General features: G+C 29.2%; 19 protein-coding genes and 1 riboswitch. Of the genes, 3 read left to right on the top strand and 16 right to left on the bottom strand.

Translation table 11 applies throughout. From position 1 onward, the window contains the following. Positions 1-6 precede the first annotated feature (6 nt). The 6 genes from CSBG_RS01095 to CSBG_RS01070 all read right to left on the bottom strand — a co-directional run bounded on the left by CSBG_RS01095 (position 7) and on the right by CSBG_RS01070 (position 5,838). Positions 7-1,407: an FAD-binding oxidoreductase gene (locus CSBG_RS01095; RefSeq protein WP_008676319.1), complete on the bottom strand. Its 1,401-nt coding sequence runs from the start codon at positions 1,405-1,407 to the stop codon at positions 7-9. Then, entirely contained in the window at positions 1,397-2,599 is a 1,203-nt protein-coding gene (locus CSBG_RS01090) for an electron transfer flavoprotein subunit alpha (RefSeq protein WP_008676317.1), read from the bottom strand. The genes CSBG_RS01095 and CSBG_RS01090 overlap by 11 nt, the downstream gene beginning before the upstream one ends. An 11-nt stretch (positions 2,600-2,610) precedes the next feature. After that, positions 2,611-3,399 carry an electron transfer flavoprotein subunit beta/FixA family protein gene (locus tag CSBG_RS01085; RefSeq protein ID WP_008676316.1) on the bottom strand — a complete coding sequence of 263 codons (789 nt, stop codon included), beginning with the start codon at positions 3,397-3,399 and terminating at the stop codon, positions 2,611-2,613. 271 nt (positions 3,400-3,670) lie between these two features. After that, positions 3,671-4,042 (bottom strand): hypothetical protein, encoded by a 372-nt coding sequence (locus tag CSBG_RS01080; RefSeq protein WP_008676314.1) that lies wholly within the window; start codon positions 4,040-4,042, stop codon positions 3,671-3,673. A gap of 203 nt (positions 4,043-4,245) precedes the next feature. Further along, positions 4,246-4,812, bottom strand: coding sequence for a dihydroxyacetone kinase transcriptional activator DhaS (gene dhaS, locus CSBG_RS01075; protein ID WP_008676311.1), 567 nt, complete (start codon positions 4,810-4,812; stop codon positions 4,246-4,248). Positions 4,813-4,947: 135 nt separating this feature from the next. Next, positions 4,948-5,838 (bottom strand): SDR family oxidoreductase, encoded by an 891-nt coding sequence (locus CSBG_RS01070; protein ID WP_008676310.1) that lies wholly within the window; start codon positions 5,836-5,838, stop codon positions 4,948-4,950. Positions 5,839-6,132: 294 nt separating this feature from the next. On the opposite strand from CSBG_RS01070, the gene CSBG_RS01065 reads away from it, so the two are divergent. Both CSBG_RS01065 and CSBG_RS01060 read left to right on the top strand, forming a co-directional pair. Next, positions 6,133-6,810: a helix-turn-helix domain-containing protein gene (locus tag CSBG_RS01065; RefSeq protein WP_008676308.1), complete on the top strand. Its 678-nt coding sequence runs from the start codon at positions 6,133-6,135 to the stop codon at positions 6,808-6,810. After that, positions 6,786-7,697, top strand: coding sequence for an IS3 family transposase (locus CSBG_RS01060; RefSeq protein WP_147567992.1), 912 nt, complete (start codon positions 6,786-6,788; stop codon positions 7,695-7,697). The genes CSBG_RS01065 and CSBG_RS01060 overlap by 25 nt, the downstream gene beginning before the upstream one ends. Positions 7,698-7,760: 63 nt before the next feature. Here the strand turns inward: CSBG_RS01060 and CSBG_RS01055 are convergent, their stop codons facing one another. The 5 genes from CSBG_RS01055 to CSBG_RS01035 all read right to left on the bottom strand — a co-directional run bounded on the left by CSBG_RS01055 (position 7,761) and on the right by CSBG_RS01035 (position 14,479). Next, complete coding sequence (locus CSBG_RS01055; protein ID WP_008676305.1) at positions 7,761-9,755, bottom strand: methyl-accepting chemotaxis protein; 1,995 nt, start codon at positions 9,753-9,755, stop codon at positions 7,761-7,763. 187 nt (positions 9,756-9,942) lie between these two features. Beyond that, positions 9,943-10,683, bottom strand: a complete 741-nt coding sequence (locus tag CSBG_RS01050) for an amino acid ABC transporter ATP-binding protein (RefSeq protein ID WP_008676304.1) — start codon at positions 10,681-10,683, stop codon at positions 9,943-9,945. 13 nt (positions 10,684-10,696) lie between these two features. After that, positions 10,697-11,473: an amino acid ABC transporter permease gene (locus tag CSBG_RS01045; RefSeq protein WP_035284828.1), complete on the bottom strand. Its 777-nt coding sequence runs from the start codon at positions 11,471-11,473 to the stop codon at positions 10,697-10,699. A 75-nt stretch (positions 11,474-11,548) separates the two neighbouring features. Beyond that, complete coding sequence (locus CSBG_RS01040) at positions 11,549-12,373, bottom strand: transporter substrate-binding domain-containing protein (protein WP_035284825.1); 825 nt, start codon at positions 12,371-12,373, stop codon at positions 11,549-11,551. Between the two features lie 148 nt (positions 12,374-12,521). Further along, a riboswitch (Lysine riboswitch) is annotated at positions 12,522-12,705 on the bottom strand. Positions 12,706-12,877: 172 nt separating this feature from the next. Continuing rightward, entirely contained in the window at positions 12,878-14,479 is a 1,602-nt protein-coding gene (locus CSBG_RS01035; protein ID WP_008676303.1) for a D-aminoacylase, read from the bottom strand. 254 nt (positions 14,480-14,733) lie between these two features. On the opposite strand from CSBG_RS01035, the gene CSBG_RS01030 reads away from it, so the two are divergent. Continuing rightward, entirely contained in the window at positions 14,734-14,943 is a 210-nt protein-coding gene (locus tag CSBG_RS01030; protein WP_008676302.1) for a cold shock domain-containing protein, read from the top strand. Between the two features lie 100 nt (positions 14,944-15,043). On the opposite strand, the gene CSBG_RS01025 is transcribed toward CSBG_RS01030, so the two are convergent. The 5 genes from CSBG_RS01025 to pyk all read right to left on the bottom strand — a co-directional run bounded on the left by CSBG_RS01025 (position 15,044) and on the right by pyk (position 20,910). Continuing rightward, on the bottom strand, positions 15,044-15,610 hold the full coding sequence (locus CSBG_RS01025; protein WP_008676301.1) for a hypothetical protein: 567 nt from the start codon (positions 15,608-15,610) through the stop codon (positions 15,044-15,046). A gap of 21 nt (positions 15,611-15,631) precedes the next feature. Continuing rightward, positions 15,632-16,330: a DUF4367 domain-containing protein gene (locus CSBG_RS01020; RefSeq protein ID WP_242825259.1), complete on the bottom strand. Its 699-nt coding sequence runs from the start codon at positions 16,328-16,330 to the stop codon at positions 15,632-15,634. 1 nt (position 16,331) lies between these two features. Beyond that, positions 16,332-16,889 carry a sigma-70 family RNA polymerase sigma factor gene (locus CSBG_RS01015; RefSeq protein WP_008676299.1) on the bottom strand — a complete coding sequence of 186 codons (558 nt, stop codon included), beginning with the start codon at positions 16,887-16,889 and terminating at the stop codon, positions 16,332-16,334. Between the two features lie 765 nt (positions 16,890-17,654). Then, complete coding sequence (gene rlmD / locus CSBG_RS01010; RefSeq protein ID WP_008676297.1) at positions 17,655-19,019, bottom strand: 23S rRNA (uracil(1939)-C(5))-methyltransferase RlmD; 1,365 nt, start codon at positions 19,017-19,019, stop codon at positions 17,655-17,657. 472 nt (positions 19,020-19,491) lie between these two features. Then, the gene (gene pyk / locus CSBG_RS01005) at positions 19,492-20,910 is read right to left on the bottom strand and encodes a pyruvate kinase (RefSeq protein ID WP_008676296.1); all 1,419 of its coding nucleotides are present in this window, start codon (positions 20,908-20,910) and stop codon (positions 19,492-19,494) included. Positions 20,911-20,924 lie beyond the last annotated feature (14 nt).

The following is a 20,924-nucleotide window of genomic DNA, read 5'->3' as shown; positions in this document are numbered from 1 at the left end:
TTGATTTTAATAGCATACTTTTCCTGGATTTAATATATTCTTAGGATCAAATACTAATTTTATTCCTCTCATAATTTCTATATTTTCCTCACTTAAAGAGTCACTCAAATATTTCTTTTTCGCATATCCTATACCATGCTCTCCAGATACTTGCCCTGATAATTCTTTAGCTTTATCATACATTCTCTTCATTACATTGTTAAGTTTTGATTGCCATTCATCTTCACTTAAATCATCTCTTAATATATAAATGTGTAAGTTTCCATCTCCCGCATGTCCAAAACTCTTTATTCTTATTTCATGCTCTTTTTGAAGCTTATGAGTAAATTTTACAAAACCAGCAACCTTATTTCTTGGAACTACTACATCTACTTCATCCATTTCAGTTGTAGATGACTTTATAGCTTCTAAAAAGGCTCCTCTTGCAGACCAAATAGCCTCTTGTCTTTCTTCTGTATCTGATATAAATACATCTATAGCTCCTTCATTTAAACATATATCTGCAACCTTTTCATAATTCTTCTCTATTTCCTCTTTTGAGTTACCATCAAAAGTTAATAATAAATAAGCATCTGAACTATGATCTGGGAATTTCTTGCCTAGATATTCTTCCGCTGCAAGTATTACTTCTCCTTGCATAAATTCAATAGCTGTTGGTACTGATTTTGATTTAATTATTTTAGGTACAGTTTCAATTGCATTTTCCAATTCTTTAAATGGTACTAGCAAGCTTATGGACTTCTTAGGTAGTGGTAATAACTTTAATGTTGCTTTAGTTATTATTCCTAATGTTCCCTCTGATCCAATTATTAAATCTTTAATACTATATCCGGAGCTATTTTTAACAACCTTTCCTCCTAGATTTAGAATATCTCCTTTTGGAGTTACAACTTCTAATCCCCTAACGTAATCTCTCGTTACTCCATACTTTACTGCTCTCATCCCGCCTGCATTAGTACTTATATTTCCACCTATTGTGGCTGTCTTTTCCCCTGGATCTGGTGGATAAAATAAATCATGCTCTTGAACAAACTTTCCTATTTCCATTAGTAAAACTCCTGGCTCTACTGTTAAAGTTAAATTTTCCTCATCTAACTCTAATATGTTATTCATTCCGCTTAAATCTATTATTATTCCGCCATTAAGAGGTACACACGCTCCAACTAACCCAGTTCCAGATCCTCTTGCTGTAACTGGTATATTATTTTCATAAGCATACTTCATGATATTTGACACTTCTTCAGTAGTAGAAACCTTAACTACTATCTCTGGAAACTTTCTAACAAATCCTAATTCATCATGACTATAATCTTCATTTATATTTTCTCCATAAAAAATTCTATCATTATCATTTATTAAGCCTTTTATTTCCTCTATATTTTTTTCTAATACTTTATTATATTGCATGCTCTTCCCCTCCATCTCCCTTAATCTTTTGAATTAATTTAGGAATTATTTCATATATATCTCCTACTATTCCATAGTGTGCAACCTTAAATATTGATGCCTTTTCATCGTTATTTATAGCAAATATATAATCAGAGTTATTCATACCTGCAGTAAATTGAACTGCTCCAGACACTCCGCATGTTATTATTAGTTTAGCTCTAACAGTTCTTCCACTTAATCCAACTTGCTTACTAGCATCTTCCCATCCAGATTCAATTAATGGCCTTGTAACAGCAACTTCTCCCCCAAGCAAATCTGCTAACTCCCTTATCATACTCATATCTTTTTCTGACTTTATTCCTCTTCCAGCTACAACTAAAACATCAGCTTCTGATATGCTATGCTCTTTCTTTTTATCAACTATACTTTTTACATTAATATTTGAAGATATTTTATTTTTATTAACATCACAAATTATTAATTTTCCTGTAGATTCTTCACTTCTAATAGGCGCAGACATAACCTTATACCTAACTGTAGCTAATTGTGGCCTTGAATTAGGTGTAATTATTTGAGCCATAATATTTCCACCAAAAGCTGGTCTTATTTGTATTAAATCTGTATTTTCCTTTATATCTAAAACTGTACAATCTGCTGTCAAACCAGTTCTATATCTTGCTGCTACTCTTGGTGCTAATGACCTTCCCACAGTAGTTGCTCCAACTAATATAACAGATGGTTTAACTTCATCTATAAAACTCTCAAACATTGCCGTATATGGTTCTATTCTAAAATTGTTTAGACTTTCATCGTCATATACATATACCTTATCTACCCCATAGTGCAATAATTCTTTTGCTTTTCCAGATATATTATGACCTATAAATATGCAATATACTTCTTGTTTTACTTTACTTGCTAACTCCCTAGCCTTTCCTATAAGTTCAAATGTAACAGGATGTATATCTCCATCAACATGATCCACATATACTGCTATTCCATTCCACTTACTCTTGTCTATCAATACTTTTTCTTCTTCTATATATTCTACAGCACCTTTCGGTCCCTTCTTCACACACAACTTACACATCTTACAATTAGAATTAATATCTAATTTTCCATTAATATTTTCTAAAGCTCCAAATGGACAAATTTTAATAATCTCATCTATATTTATTACTTTATCTTGATTTACAACTAACTTAGACATATATATTCCTCCTAAATAAACTTTAATTCTTTTAGCTTATTAAATATATTTTTACTTATTTCATCTGAATTCCCATTCCATTTTTCATGATATGAATTAGATTCAGGAGGAAAAATTCTTTCAACTTGAGTTGGCGAACCATTCAATCCATATTTATTTTCATCTTTATCTTCAAAATCACTTAATGATATTACTTTAATTTCTCTATCCTTTGATTCTATTTTTTTTCTATATGAAGGCAATCTTGGCTCAAATATATCCTTTTCTACTGTTAATAAACAAGGATATTTAACCTCAACAATTTCTACTGTATTTGGCATGTCCATCTCAACTGTTATATAATCATTTTCTATTTCTAATATTTTTCTAACATTAGCTACATGTGGAATCCCTAAATACTCAGCTATCTCTGGTCCAACTTGAGCTGTATCTCCATCAGTTGTTTGCTTACCACAAATAATCAAATCAAAATCCCCTGTTTTTCTTATTCCTTGTGATATTGTATATGATGTTGCTAAAACATCTGCACCTGCAAATTTTCTATCTGATATTAATACCCCATTATCAGCTCCCATTGAAAAAGCTTCTCTTATTACCTCCATAGCTTGAGGTGGTCCCATACTTATTACACTTATACTTCCACCCTTTTTTTCTTTAATATTAAAGGCAGTTTCTAATGCATAAAGATCATATGGATTCATCTTTGTATCTATTCCATCTCTTTTTAAGACTCCTGTTTTTTCATCAACTTCAACTTTTGATGTTCCTGGTACCTGCTTGATACAAACTATAGTATTCATATATTCATCTCCCATGATTTATTATGTTTTAAATTCTTCTATATAAATTAAGAAAAATCTATTTTCTAATTTCAATATACATATTTTTGTATATTGAAATATAAATACTATTTATTTTACTTTTAGTAAATAATATTTATATTTTTTATATAATATTCCCCAAATAAATTGTAAACCTTTTAATACACCTTGTCTATAATAGTTATTTTTATAACACATTATAATATAAAAGGATATTAGAAAGATATTAGAAATAATTATAAAAATAACTTTATCTAATACCCTTCTTTAATAAATATCTTTTCTTTAACCCACCCCATAAAATCCTACATTTTATTCCAATAAGCCTTGCATATATATAAGTAATAGGGCTTCTTAGTCTTCCTCTTGAGCATGCAATTATAACTTCTTCACTTTTATTATTAGATACTTCTATTAATAGTTCTTTTATTCCTTCTCTATTTTTTATTATACTTTTAACTATAATGAAAATAGCTAATGGATAGAATCTTTTTATTCTTAGATGCTGTTCTTCGTTTATTACTGGAATATTATATTTTGTCATATTCATATCTAAAAATTCTGATTTTGTCCTAACGTCTATAAGCTTTCTATTATTAATATCATCAAATTTTATAAACATTCTCTTCCTCTATATAATAGTTTTTTCTATAATATGTAATACTTTATTCATTGTTTCTATACTTTGATTATTCTATATAATATATACTTAGAAATTAACTAATTTGAAGTATTTAAAAATATAAAAAAGCGATCTATCCATTATGAATAGATCGTTATAAATAATACATCTATAACTATTATTGCAAAATAATTTATAAATTCTTAAATCATTTGTTGGTATCGCTTTAGTGCTATTACAAAATTTCCCTCTATTAGCTCTTTTAGTTTCTCTATTAATACCTTAGGGTCTTCCTTCATTCCATCTTTCATCCACTGTATAACCAATCCTGCAAATGCATGAGTATAGAAATCTGCCATGAATTTTTTGTCTTCTATTTTTATGCTCATATCACTAGATATTTCATTAATAACTCCCATAAGTAAATCATTTATTACTGAAAAAAGATACATATCTAGATGAGTTCTACTTAATGAATTCAATGTGTTATAACAAAATTCCTTATTGCCTTCTATATATAAAAATATTTTATAAAAACCATCAACCCATGTATTATAACTTTTATATTCAGCTATACTTTCAATAGCTTCTGTTTTATATATCCACTCTACAAGCTCATATATATCATGAAAATGATAATAGAACGTTTGTCTATTTAAATTGCAATCTTTAACTACATCTTTAACTGATATTTTATGTAATGGAGTTGATCTCATTAATTTTTTCAAAGATTTTGCCAATGATTTTTTAGTTTGTAAAGAACTCGACACTTTTTCATTTCCTCCTAGATGCATCTTTATTTATATTAAAAAAGCTTCGACATAATTCGAAGCCTTTTAATGTAATATATCATAAATTATAACATCACTTATATACTACTTCAACTTTATTAGTAAAGCTGTAATTTAACTTTCCACCATCGTTCCTCCATTTACATGAATAACTTGTCCAGTCACATAACTTGAATCGTCAGATGCTAAATATACATACGCTGGAGCTAATTCATATGGCTCACCAGCTCTTTTCATTGGAGTATCTGAACCAAATGTAGCTACTTCTTCTGATGAAAAACTCGACACTATTAACGGAGTCCAAATTGGTCCTGGAGCTACCCCATTAACTCTTATTCCTTTATCCACTAGAGATTGAGATAATGACCTAGTAAAAGCTGTTATTGCTCCTTTTGTAGCTGAATAATCTATGAGCTCTTTATGTCCTTGATATGCTGTAACAGATGTAGTATTTATAATAGAGCCTCCTCTTTTTAAATACGGTAATGCCGCTTTAGTTAAATAAAACATAGAAAAAACATTAACTTTAAAAGTTAGCTCTAACTGCTCAGCTGTTATATCCTCTATACTTTTTTGCGGAAATTGAACGCCAGCATTATTCACTAATATGTCCACTTTACCAAATCTCTCAATTGTTCTTTCTACAATTTCCTTGCAAAAACTCTCCTCACTAATATCTCCTTCTAAATTCAAACACTCACTACCATATTTCTCTATATATTCTTTAGTTTCTTCTGCATCTTCTTTTTCATATAAATATACTATTACTATTTTTGCCCCTTCTTTTGCAAAAGCAACTGCTGTAGCTCTTCCAATTCCACTATCACCACCTGTTATTATCGCAACCTTATCCTTCAACTTTCCACAACCCATATAATTAGGATTATCAAATATAGGTCTTGGATTCATTATTGACTCTATTCCTGGTTGAACATCTTGATGTTGTGGTGGAAAACTTCTAACTTCACTATCATTTCTCATGTTACTTATATAAAATGAATTCATGCAATCCTCCAGATTTATTTATTACAATATTTATACTATGAATTATTTAAAATATGGTTCCATGTACAAATTTCTTGTAAATATTGTGTATTATTGTCTTTACTCTATATTTTGAAATAAAAAAGGCGCAGTCTCAGAAATCTATTTAATATAAAATTTATTGAATTTCAAGTAAGCTTTATTGCCTTAAAAAGTTAATCTCTTATTTTTAAAAAGTGGCTCACGTTTTGATATGCTCCCATTATAGTAGACAGTTAAAATAATAAAACTGTTCTATAATGGGAGGATTTTTTTATGTCAAGAAAATCAAAAGTATCAACCGAGATAAAAGTCCAAGCTGTTGAAGATTATTTAAGAGGTATAAAAAGTTTATCTGAAATAAGTAATGAACTAAATATCTACAAAAGTGCTATTTCAGCTTGGGTCCGTAAATATAAAACCTTTGGGAAAGAAGGTTTATTAAACAAAGGATATAATACATCCTATTCTGCTCAACTTAAAACTCAAGCCGTTATTGATTATCTTGATGGTAAAGGATCATTAGATGATATTTGTATTAAGTATAAGATAAGTGCTATTGGTATTCTCCAGCAATGGATTAAGAAGTATAATGGTCATAAGATATTTAAATCTCATTCAACAAAAGGAGATAAACTTATGACTAATGGAAGAAAAACAACTTATGAAGAAAGAATTGAAATAGTGTCATTTTGTATTGCTAACGCTCACGATTATAATTTAACTGCTAATAAATTTAATGTTTCATATCAACAAGTTTATACTTGGGTAAAAAAATACAATAAGGATGGATATAACGCGCTAGTCGACAGACGCGGTAAAAATAAATCCTTTGAAGAATTAAGTGAATCAGAAAAATTCTCTGCACAATTAAAGCTTTTAGAAGCAGAAAATAGACGTTTAAAAATGGAGAATGATTTCTTAAAAAAATTAGAAGAGATAGAAAGGAGGTAGATAAATACACTATTTCATCCACAAATAAGTATATTGCAATTAAAGAATTACATGAATTAGGGTATTCAATATCTGAACTATGTAAATGTGCTAAAGTTGGGCGTGCTTCCTATTATAAGTGGTTAAATCGTTCCGCAACTGAAAGAGATAAAGAAAATAAAGTTATTTTAGATGAAATTATTAAATTATACTCAGAAGTTAAAGGGATTTATGGCTATCGCCGTATAACGTTAAATATAAATAGAATACTAAATTCAACCTATAATCATAAGCGTATATACAGGCTTATGAAATCTGTAAAACTTACTGCTGTTATTAGGAGAAGAAAGAAAAGATATATTCAAAGTACTCCACAAATTACAGCTGAAAATATATTAAATAGAAAGTTTGTAGCTGATAATCCAAATGAAAAATGGCTAACAGATGTTACTGAATTTAAGATGACTAACGGAAGCAAAGCTTATTTAAGTGCAATACTAGATCTCGGAGATAATAGTATTATTTCGTATGTATTAGGTAAGTCTAACAATAATAAATTAGTTTTTGATACCTTAGACAAAGCTATTGAAGCGAATCCGACCGCAACGCCACTATTCCATAGTGATCGCGGATTCCAATATACATGTAAAACATTCAAGATGAAACTAAATAAAATTAATGCAGTGCAAAGTATGTCTAGGGTAGGTAGATGTATTGATAATGGGCCTATGGAGGCTTTTTGGGGTACTTTAAAATCAGAAATGTACTATCTAAGAAAGTTTTCAATCTTTGAAGAACTTGAACAAGCTATTGATGAATATATAAAATTTTATAATACAAAAAGATTACAAAAGAAACTAAAAGGTATGGCTCCTATTGAATATAGAAGCCACACCTTAGCAGCATAATTTTATATTATTTACCCTGTCTACTTGACAGGGGGCGGTTCATTTCGTGAGCCACTTTTTAAATTACATTTTAAATTTCTTGATTAAATTATTTAATATTTCTGAGTAATCTTTTAATGTTTCTGCTTCTCCAGCCATCTCCTGCAACCCAGATGACTGCTCTTCTGAAGCAGCACTCACTTCTTCTGTAATTGCTGCTGTTTCCTGTGACACAGCAGCTACCTCTGAAATTTTATAAACCACAGTATCCTTACTTTGTGTTATCTTATCTAAAGAATAAGTAACCTCTTTTATATTTTCTTCTAATTCATTTATATTATTATCTATTACTCCAAATTTCTCTTTTGTTTTTAATAAACTCGCTTGAGTATCATTGTTTAATTTTCTAGTTGTTACTGTGTCTTCATAAATCTCTTTTATATTTCCTTTTATTTCTCCTATAACACTATTTATTTCTGTAGCTGACTTTGCTGATTCTTCTGCAAGCTTTCTTACTTCTTCAGCTACAACAGCAAATCCTCTCCCAACTTCACCAGCCCTTGCAGCCTCTATGCTTGCATTTAATGCCAAAAGGTTTGTTTGTTCAGTAATTGACTTAATTGCATCAATTATAATTCCAATTTCTTCAGATTTAGTTGATAGCATATCAACCTTTAAAGCCATATTTTCACTTGCTTCTTTATTTTTTTCATATATCTCACTTAAATTTTCTATTGCAACTATTCCTTCAGTAGAAGATATTTTAACTTCCTTTGAAGTATTTAGCATCCTATCTGAGCTTTCTATTGACTTATTTACTTCATCCTCTAATTCTCCAACTACCCTTACACCTTCATCTAATTGAGCTGCTTGATTTGTAGCCCCCTCTGCTATTTGTTGAACAGATTTTGCTACTTCTTCTCCTACATTACTTGATTCTGAAATAATACCAAATAAAGTTTCAGAGCCACAATTTACTTTTTCTGACGCTTCCTTCACTCCAGATAATAATACTCCCATATCCTCTATTAGAGTATTTAATCCATTAATCATTGAATCTATTTCCTTATTATAATAGATCTTGCTTTCTACTTTTTCTGTAAAATCTCCATTTTTTATCTTATTTAATACATCTACAACTTGTCTTATTGGTTTAGTTAATTTACCTGTATATATTTTTGAAGATATAATTACAAGTATTACAATAGATATAAATACTATTATTGATAATATAAGATCCTCCACATATGATTTTATAAGCTCACTAACTGGAATAAAAGCAGCTATATTTAATCCGCTCTCACTTTCTATAGATCTATAGCTTAGATAAGTTATTCCATCCAATTTCAAATATTTACTAGTGTTATTTTCAATATTAAGTACTTTTTCTATCCAAGGAATATCCTTGGCATTTTTTCCAATTAAGCTAGAATCATTATTTGCAATAATAGTTCCATCCTTACTAAATATAGTCGTAAATGCTCCTTCTCCTAAATCGATATTTCTAACTATCTCAGATAATTTTTCTAAATTTTTATCTATTGCTATTACTCCTTGGAGTTCTCCTATATCATTAAATACAGCCCTAGAATAAGTAACTACAATCCTCTCATTAAGTGCATCTTCGTAAGGCTCTGACATTATAACTTCTGATGGGTTATTTACAGCTTTTTTGTACCATTCTCTATTTCTCGGATCATAATCACTTCCCATATCTTCATAAGGGGATAATAAAAACTTTCCATCCTCACTTCCAATATATGCTGAAACAACATCATCATTTACTTTAGTATAATTTTGTAAAGTTTTTTCAAACCATAATGCTTCATTATTTTTATTTTCTTTTATTCCTTTAGCATTAGCATCTAATGCTAAATAATAAACATCTCTATCACTATTTAAATGAATATTTACTAATTCCTCATTTAATAAATTAATACTACTTTTAATTGCTGAATCTGTAAATTCATTAATATTTTTATTAAGTGAATAAAAATTTGCTATAAAAATTACTATTATTGGTATTATTGATGTGAAAATTAAAAGTTGAATTATTTCCTTTTTTATTGTCTTTTTCATATTCCTTTTATCCCCCTTATACACAAACTTTATTTTATTCTATATAATTAAGTTATCGTATTTTTTTATTCTAAATTTAGATAAAAGATGATAAATTTTATCATTTAATATATGTATTTTATTTGCATTTTTTAAATCTATTTTAAAAATAAAAAAACTACTATCAAATTTTTGATAGTAGTTTTCTTTAGATATTATTTAACGTACGTTTTAAGAATTCACGTGTACGTTCTTTTACTGGATTATTAAATATTTGCTCTGGAGTTCCTTCTTCTTCAATAATACCATTATTCATAAACACTACACGATCAGATACTTCTTTTGCAAATCCCATCTCATGTGTTACAACTAACATTGTAAGACCAGTTTCAGCAAGCTCTTTCATAACTTTAAGAACTTCTCCTACCATTTCTGGATCAAGAGCTGATGTTGGCTCATCAAAAAGAATAACATCCGGTTCCATCGATAAAGCCCTTGCTATAGCAACACGTTGTTTTTGACCACCTGATAATTGTTTAGGTTTAGCATTAATAAAATTTCCCATTCCGACAACCTCTAAATATTTCATAGCAACTTTTTCAGCTTCTTCTTTTGATCTATTTAGGACTTTCATTTGTCCAACTACACAGTTACTTAATACATTATGATTATTAAATAAATTAAACTGCTGAAAAACCATTCCTAGCTTAGTTCTATATTTATATATATTGTGATTATCATCTAAAATATTTTCTCCATTATATATTATTTCACCACCAGTTGGTTTTTCCAAAATATTAATACAACGTAATAATGTTGATTTTCCTGATCCAGAAGAACCTATTATACAAACAACTTCTCCTTTATCTACTGAAAAGTTAATATCCTTTAATACTTCGTGAGATCCAAAAGATTTATTTAAATGCTTTATATCAATTACTTTTTTCATAACTTTTCCTCCATTACGCCACTACATTGTCTTTTGATTTACGTAACATATCTTCAGGTCTTTCTACTTGCATTTGATTTCCTGCCATAATATAATTATCTGGCCCATCTAGCTTTCTTTCTATTGCTCTTAATATTCTAGTTACTGTATAAGTCATTATGAAATAAATAAAACATGCAACAAAGAAAGATTCAAAATATCTGAAGTTATTTCCCGCAATTGATTTAGTTTGGAAAAATAACTCAGAAACAGAAATTACGTTAAGAACTGATGTATCTTTAATATTAATTACAAATTCATTGCCTGTTGCTGGTAAAATGTTACGAATTACTTGTGGTAATACTACATTAATCATCGTTTGAGAATGAGTCATTCCAATAGCTTGAGCTGCTTCAAATTGTCCCTTATCTACTGATACTATACCACCTCTTACTATTTCTGACATATATGCACCTGTATTAATAGATACTATAAATAATGCTGCTACTATTTTATTTATATCTATTCCTAAAAATTGTGCAGACCCATAATAAATCACCATAGCTTGTACAATCATAGGCGTTCCTCTAAAGAATTCTATATAAATAGAAAGAATTATATTTATTATTTTAAGAAATACTTTCTTTATACCTCTCTCTGGAACAGGAATTGTTCTTATAACACCAACTAATAAACCTATTAAAGTTCCTATCAAGGTTCCTATTATGGAAATTAAAAGTGTCATACCTGCTCCTCGTAAGAACATAGGTAAATTATCTTGAAGTATTTTTATTATCCATTCAATACTCATTTCAATCCTCCTAAAATAAAAGCAAGTTGTAAGTTTAGAATGGGTTATTATATTTTATAACCCATTCTATAAAATTTATTGAGCTGCTGGTTGATTCTTAACAGCTTCTGCCATTATATTCACTTGCTCTTCTTCTGATATTCCTGATAAAATTTCATTTATTTTTTCAGTTAAATCACTGTTTTTATTAATCCCCACTGCTGTTTGCGTTTCCTCTGGATTTGTAACAAATCCATTTTCAAGTTCAATCATTTTGAAGTTTGAATTTGCAGCTTGAGCACTTGTAGCATCTGGCTTTTCTGATACATATGCATCAATTACTCCTGATTCAAGTGCAACTCTCATTGCTGGGAAGTTATCCATAGCTTCTTGTTTCTTTACGCCTTCAATTTGATCTATTACTGAATAATGGAATGTATTTAATTGAGCAGTAACTTTCGCTCCATTAAAATCTGCTAGACTTTTAGCATTTGTATATTTCCCATTGTTTTTAACTACCATAACTAATTGTGATTGATAATAGTTATTTGAAAAATCAATTGTTTCCTTACGATCTTCTGTAGGAGACATCCCTGCAATAATTGCATCTATTTTTCCTGAAGTTAATGCAGGCACCAGTCCGTCCCACTCAGTTTTAACAATTACTAATTCTTTGCCTAGCCCTTCTGCTATTTTCTTTGCAATTTCAACATCATATCCACCTGCGTACTCTGAACTTCCTTCTATTTTTACTGCTCCATTTGAATCATCCATTTGTGTCCAATTAAATGGCGGATACCCAGCTTCCATTCCTACCCTAAATACATTTTCATTTTTTGCTGACTTTCCTGAGCCACAACCTGTTAGTATTAGTATTGCTACTAATGATAGTGAAATTAATAGTGATAATTTTTTCTTCATATTGAATCCTCTCCTTTTTTATAATAAAAAAACCAACCCTTAATTCTTGGGTTGGTGCTATCTTAAATATTCAGATAAGATTCTATAAAAAAATACCTGAGCAAAGCTCAGGTCCAATCTTACAGATAACCTAATCCTCATCTTTCCCATTTGAGATAGCACAACTTAATAAACCGGGAAGTTTATTAAGACAGTCCTGCAACTCTTAATTGCAGACCCAGCAAGTAACACTGAGAAATATTACAAGCTTCGGCAAAATTTCCTTCTCCATAGTTTCATCACCTTCTCAAGCTCCACTAAAGACTGTTAAATTTTGCGCCTCTACCCCACATATAAAAGTGAGGCATTTATTAAATTTTAAATATAGTTTATACCCTTTTCATATATCTGTCAATACATATATTAAATTACATTTCAAAATATTATAAAAACTAATACAAATAAACAGGATACAAAATGCTCTATAGTATTTGAATATATATAATCATCTACTATAAAATAGTTTTATTTTTTGATTATATTCCCATTTTTATTGTCTAGTATTAACTCATTATCCATAGATAACTTTCCATTAATTATCACATATTTTATTCCTTTAGGACTCTTAGATTTAATAATATAGTCTTCATACCCAACTATATTATTAAAATCAAATATAGTTATATCTGCATTTTTCCCTTCTCTTAACACTCCTATCTGTTTTAATCCTAAGGTTTTTGCTGGTAATAAGCTGCACTTATAAATTCCTTCTTCTAAAGTTAACGCTTTTTTACCTCTAACATATTTACTTATAAATAATGGATAGTTTCCATATAATCTAGGATGTGGGTCTCCAGCAGGAATACTATCTGAACCAATCATTCCAAGAGGATGTTTTATAAGCTTTATGGTATCCTCTTCTGAAAAAATATTTAATGTTACTATTCCAACTCCACCTTCTTCAGATATAAGTAACTTAGCAATAAAATTAACTGGATGAATATTTTGTTCTCTTGCTAACTCTTCAACTGTTCTACCCATATACTTCAAGTTTTCTTCTTTATTTAATGATGTTATTAGTATTCCATCCCAAGTAGCAATAGCACTATAATTATCCCATCCCTCATAATTAGTATCTAAATCTTCAAGTTCCTTCTTTATATTTTCTATAACTTCATTGTCCTTAAGCATATCTAACATGGCTTCATTTCCTTTTTCAGTTATCCATGGTGGTAGAAGCTGAGTCATTAAGGTACTTCCTGAAGTATAAAGATGCTCATCAAAAGTAATATTAATTCCATCTTTTATGGCATTATCAACTAAATTAATTAATTTATCTGCAATACATCCAAGCTCCTTTGAATCATAAGACCTCATATGAGATATATGAATCTTTACCCCTGAAACCCTAGATACATCAATTACTTCATTTATAGCTTTTATTATGTTTCTATCATGATTTCTTACATGAACCATAACTATACCATTATATTTTTCAATAACCTTACATAACTCTATTAATTCCTCTTTCCCACTATAAATTCCAGGCATATATTGAAGGCCCAAAGACATGCCTATAACCCCTTGCTTCATTGCATCTTCAATTAAGACACACATTTCTTTAATTTCATAATTTGAAGCTTCTGAAGGATTAAATCCTTTTACTTTAGCCCTAATTGCTCCATGCGAGATAAGTACTGCATAATTATTTTTTATCCCTTTTCCACTTATCTTTTTAAAATAATCATTAACATCCCTAAAATCAAATTTTATATTAGGATATCCTACAACTCCTTTTATATAATTTTTCCAAAGCTTACTTTCATCTTCTATACAAGGTATAACACCTAATCCACATTGTCCTACTAATTCCGTAGTAACACCTTGTCTTATTTTAAGACTTTGCATATCTTTATCCATAAAAGGAATTAAATCATTATGACTATGAACATCTATAAATCCTGGTGAAACTACAAGTCCATCTGCATCTATAATCTTCTTGGAATCATCATTTATATTGCTTTGAATTTTAACTATTTTTCCGTCTCTAATTCCTAAGTCCATAATATAAGCGGGATTTCCTGTTCCATCTACTATTAATCCATTTTTTATTAAGATATCTAACACTTTTAACATCTCCCCTAATAAATTCTCAATATCTTTTTTATAAATCTCCTTATATTATAGTCCTTTATTTTTAATTCTTCATTTTATTGATTATCTATATTTACCCATAAATTGGCTAACTTCCCCTTATTATTGATATAGGCATGAAATATTAGATGTTTTTGCAAATTTACAAAAAATATTTCATTTTAAAGTTTAAAATATATTTTTTTATAGATACTATGTAATGATAATTAAATTAATGGAGGTTTTTTATGTCTAAATATACTGGAACAGTAAAGTGGTATAGCATGGAAAAAGGATATGGTTTCATTTCATGTAATGAAGGAAATGATGTTTTCGTTCATCATTCTCAAATTAAAGAGAAAGGCCCTGAAAAAGATCTTCACGAGGGAGAGAACATAACTTTTGATATACAAGAAAATGAAAAAGGCCCTATGGCCGTAAATGTACAAAAATTATAATTTATAAAAAGCACCTCTTATGAGATGCTTTTTATCTTTAAATCTTTTTGATCATTATAAATATTGACAATAAAAAATTACTACCGCCATCCCTTTAAAATCATCTTCTAAAGCTAACTTTTCTCTTTCTAGATAAAATAGCAACTCCACCAAGTGCACTAACCGCCAATACTAACCCTAGCATAATAAATCCATTATATTTATCATCGTTTACCTTAATATCATTTGAGGTATAAAGTTCGGCATCTTGAGCACTATCTTCGCTACTTGTTATTTTAAACTCAGCATCAGTATTACTATCTTCATTTGCTATTGGTATTGCTTGTTCCCCTTCAACAACATTAATCATATCTCTACCAAGAATATTATAGAGATGCTCAGCATTTTCTTCATTGTAAGGCTCTATTCTAACCTCAACAAAGCTACCAACTATGCTAGTACTTATGACATTAAAGCCTTTATCAATAATTTCCTTACTATTGTTATTAAAAATAATCTCATCAATTTCTTCTTGCTTTTTAACTAAGTTTTCATCTACAACAGTGATTTGCATAATTTGATTTCCAGATTTATTATCTTCAGCTGTTTCAGCGAAAGCCACATTTGATGATAATACTGTTATAACTATTCCCAAAATAATAGCCCTTATACTTTTAAACTTTTTCATAAAAATCCCGCCTCCAATTTATTATTTCATAGATATTGCAATCTTAATTGCTTCTTCTTGTGTTATTAATCCTATAATTGAATATTGGATTTCATTTTTAGACCAATGTAACTCAGTATTAATGCTATCCTCATTTTCCATATCTATTGATGCATTTGACTTTAACAATCCTATAGTTCCATTAATATCAACTTTCTCATAATTATCAAATTCACTTTCTATTTGAGCCTTTTCTTGAATAATAATAAATGACTGATCCCCAGAAAAATAACTAATAACAATTTTAGATGCCTTTTCTTCCTCAAAACCTGAAGCGTTAATTTGTTCAAGCTTATAGTCTTGTGGAATATAAGTGGGTATAATAAAAGAGCTTCCAAAATCTATTTTTGCATCATCAAGTGTACCTATAGCCCACTTTTTCTCCTCCTTAGTACTTAGTATATTATTACCAAAACTCTCCGGAATTGACTCACTATGCTCACCGTTCATCATAATATTATTCGTTAAACCTTCATCTTGATTTTCTTTATTTTCTAACTTTAGAATATGATATATATCTATGATTCCAAGAATTAAGATAAAGCACGCAGCTGGTATTAGTAATTTACTGATTGAAATATTCTTTTTATTTGCATATTTTATCAAAGTCTTTTGCTTAAGTTCTTCATTAACTTTTATATCTCTCATAATATCATCTGCTATATTTTTAAAGTCTTTCATCTTATTCACTTAAGTCAATCCTCCCTCCTAACCTGGTTTTAAGTATCTCTCTCGCTCTGTGTAGTCTACTTCTTACAGTTCCTTCAGCAACATTCAAAATTTTACTTATTTCTGTTGTATTACAATCCTGATAGTAATAAAGTATAATAACCTCTTTAAACCGCTGTGATAAGGATATTACCTCTTCAAATAAAATTTTATTCTCTTCTATTTTAATAATTCTATTTTCAATTCCTATAATTATTTTTTTATCTTTTAACTTATCCGTAAGCAACACTCTCTTAAACCATGAACCGCGCAGCATATCTTTACATACATTAATTGTTATTCTAATAATCCATGTTTTTTCACTGCTTTCCCCTTTAAAACTTTCAAGCTTATTAAAAACCTTAATAAACACTTCTTGGAAAGCGTCCTCAGCATTCTGTAGATTTCTCAGATACATATATGACGTCCTTAGCACATCATTGCCATAAGTATCCATTAATCTTTTCATTTCTTTTTCTATATTCTGTTCTTTAACCGATTTCTTCTCATCTTGTACCAAAAGGAAATCCATAAGTTACCTCCTCTCTTATGGCGCACTTACACCTATTAGACGTAGCAAATTGTTTTTTCGCTCCCTGTTTTTAGTTAATATTTATAAAGCCACCAGTCTAGGAGTAGTCCCCTAAATTGATGGCTATAACTAATTCTCTAATATTCTTCACAATACAAAAGTCTAAGCAAGTCCTTTTACTATATTTCCTCTTTTACAATAGCAAAAATTCCATTACCACCGACTTATACAAAATCATTATCTAAATACATTTTTAATGGATCATGATTATTTTCAGCGTTAGCTTTACCTATTGACTTAGGATAAGCCTTAATTATATTATAATAATTTTCTTTAAAATCATTTATAGCATTTTGTGGCTATCCCTTTCCCTCTATATTCTGGTGTAGCAATAAAACAAACTATTGAGCCTATCTTATAAATATTACCTTCAATATAAAGTCTTTGCCTGCCCCTCTATTTTTTTCTGCTTTTTTCCTTTTCTATTCCTTTCCTGAACAATAGCAATGATAAAATCTTGGTTAATAAATATATGTCAAATTCTACTTTTAATCTTATCATTACTATATTCCATAACTACCATACTTTCAATAATAATCAGATTTTCCTAAAAATCCCCACTTTTAAACAACGTACTAAGTTTTCCCCTCATATTAACTAAATATAACTTTAAGTATATCCTTAATACCTATTATATAAATTTTAAAAGGTCATCAATTTAAGAATATATCTTATAAATTGACGACCTTATTTATTAAAAATTAATTATTTATTTTTCAACAAAGCTACACATTCAACATGTGACGTATGTGGAAACATATCAACAGGCTGCACTTTTGCTGTTTTATATCCTTTTTCCTCTAATATTTTCAAATCCCTAGCCAAGGTACTAGGATCACAGGAAACATAGACAACTCTATTAGGTTTAGCATCACCTATCGCTTCTAATAATTTTATATCGCATCCTTTTCGTGGTGGGTCAACAACTATAACTTCTGGTATAATTCCTTTATCAATTAAATCTGGGATTATCTCTTCTGATTTTCCCACAAAAAATTCTGCATTTTTAACATTATTAATCTTTGCATTTTCATTAGCATTATCTATAGCTGCTTTTATTATTTCTACTCCATAAACTTTTTTTGCTTTTTGAGAAAGAAATAACGTTATTGTTCCTGTACCACAATATGCATCAAAAACAACTTCCTCTCCTGTTAAGCCTGCATACTCTAATGCTTTTGAGTATAATACTTCTGTTTGCTTTGGATTAACTTGAAAAAATGAAAGAGGTGATATATTAAATTTAAATTCATCTATATAATCTGTTATTGTATCTTCTCCCCATAAGGTTATGCACTTTTCTCCCAAAATTACATTTGTATCTGCTTCATTAACATTTTGTATAATGCTTTTTATACCATTAACATTTTCTTTTATAAGTTCTACAAAATCATTTATGTGTCTTACATTATTTTTCGTTGTTACTAATACAACCATAACTTCATTTGTTTTAAACCCCCTACGTATCATTATATGTCTTACTAATCCTTGAGGATTAAATTTTCCATCTATACTCGCAGGAGATATATTATACTTTTCCATCCATTCTCTAGCTATTCTAGTCACTTCATCAGCTATATTATCTTGAATTAAGCATGTATCTAAATCTATTATATCATGACTTCTTGGTGCATAAAAACCAATTGAAAGCTTTCCCTTAACCATTCCGACAGGTAATTGAACTTTATTTCTATATCTTTCTGGTGTATCCATACCTATAGGGTAATTAACAATATCTTGTGATAATCCACCTATTTTATATATGCAATCTTTAACTCTTTCATATTTATAATCTAATTGCTTTTTATAATTCATATGCTGAATAGAACATCCGCCACATCTTTTATAATTTTTACATTTTGGCTCTACTCTCTCTTTAGAAGGTTCTATAACTTCTAAAAGTTTACCATATGCAAAACTTTTTTTTGCTTTAACTATTAGAACTCTTACCTTTTCTCCAAGTATAGCTCCTTCTATAAATATAGGATATCCATCTATTTTAGCTATTCCTTCTCCTTCATATCCTACACCTATTATATCTAATATATATTCATTATTTTTTTCAATCAAAATAATCACCTCTTAAAATCTTATATATAAAATTTTAACTATTCTCTAAAGTTTCACCTTATAATAGCATAAAAATATGTAAAATACAAAAGGTGCATATTTCTAATATATTCTTTAAGCTAATATACACCTAGACTTTTAAATAAATTATATGCATAATATTTGATAAATCATATATTTATTTTATGGCAAAAAAAAATGGCATCACAAGATGCCTAAGTCAGAATTAGTTGCCATTTAATTCCATTTAATATTATTACAATATTTATATAATAATATACATTATAACTTAAATATTATCAATATAATTATTAACATTTTGTTAATTATCTATTTTTTAACTATATTTATACCATTTTAATACTAAATATTAACCAATATATAACTTTAGTTAAAATAATTGATATTGATTATCGTTTAATTTAATTTTTGTTTAAAAACTAAAAAAGAAGCCAAGAGGCTTCTTTTTTTATTATTCTACTACGCTTATCTTTAATAAGTTAGTAGCTCCTATCTTATCTACAGGGACTCCAGCAGCGATTACAACTGTATCACCTGTTTTAACAAATCCATTAGCTTCCGCAACTTTAACTGATTCTTCCATCATATGATCAGTTGATTGCATTTGTCCTGAAACAACTGGATAAACGCCAAAGCATAACGCTAATTTCTTAGCCACTTTTTCATCTGGAGTTACAGCAACTATTGGGCAATCTGGTCTGCATTGAGATAATCTTCCTGCAGTTGCTCCACTTTGAGTAGATGTTATTATAGCTGAGGCCTTTAATTCATAAGCAGCATTTGCAGCAGCTCTTGAAATAACTCCTGCTATAGCAGGTATATGTTTCTTAGCTCTTGAAGTAGCTATTTCATAATCTAATTGTTTTTCTGCTTCTATTGCTATCTTAGCCATAGTTTGAACAGCTTCTACTGGCCAATCTCCATTTGCTGATTCTCCTGATAACATTATAGCATCTGTTCCATCATATATAGCATTAGCAACATCAGATACTTCTGCTCTTGTTGGTCTTGGATTTCTTATCATAGAATCTAGCATTTGTGTAGCAGTTATAACTGGTTTACCTGCATTGTTACATTTTTCTATTATCATTTTTTGAACTGCTGGTAAATTTTCCATAGGAATTTCTACTCCTAGATCTCCTCTAGCAACCATTATTCCATCAGAAGCTTCTAATATAGCATCTATATTATCTACACCCTCTTGATTTTCTATCTTTGAGAATATTTGAATGTGTTCTCCACCATTTTCAACTAATACTTTTCTTATAGCTTCTACATCTGATGCTTTTCTTATAAATGATGCAGCAACTAAATTAACTCCAATTTCACAACCGAATTTTAAATCAGCTATATCTTTTTCAGTTAATGCTGGTAATTTTATTGAAACTCCTGGAACATTAACTCCTTTATGAGTTCCTACAAAACCTGTATTCATAACTTTACAGCTAATCTTATTTCCTTCAATAGATTGAACTTCTAAACCAACTAAACCATCATCTATTAATATAACATTACCTGGTTTAACGTCATTTGCTAATCCTTCGTATGTAACTGTACATTGAGTTGTATCTCCAATTACATCTCCGCCTGCATATATTACAAAATCATCACCTGATTTTAATTCTACTTTTTTTGGCTCAAATTTTCCAGTTCTTATTTCTGGTCCTTTAGTATCTAGCATTATTGCTATTTCTTTATTGTATTTTTTAGCTAAATCCTTAACTAAATTTATTCTTTCTGCATGTTCTGCATGATCTCCATGTGAGAAATTGTGTCTTGATGCATTCATTCCTGCTTCAATTATTTTTGATAATATTTCTGGATTTTCACTAGCTGGACCAATAGTACAAATCATCTTAGTTTTTCTCATATAATAACACTCCT

Source organism: Clostridium sp. 7_2_43FAA, from assembly GCF_000158375.2.
GTDB lineage: Bacteria > Bacillota > Clostridia > Clostridiales > Clostridiaceae > Clostridium > Clostridium tertium.
This window is presented reverse-complemented; position numbering and strand designations above follow the sequence as displayed.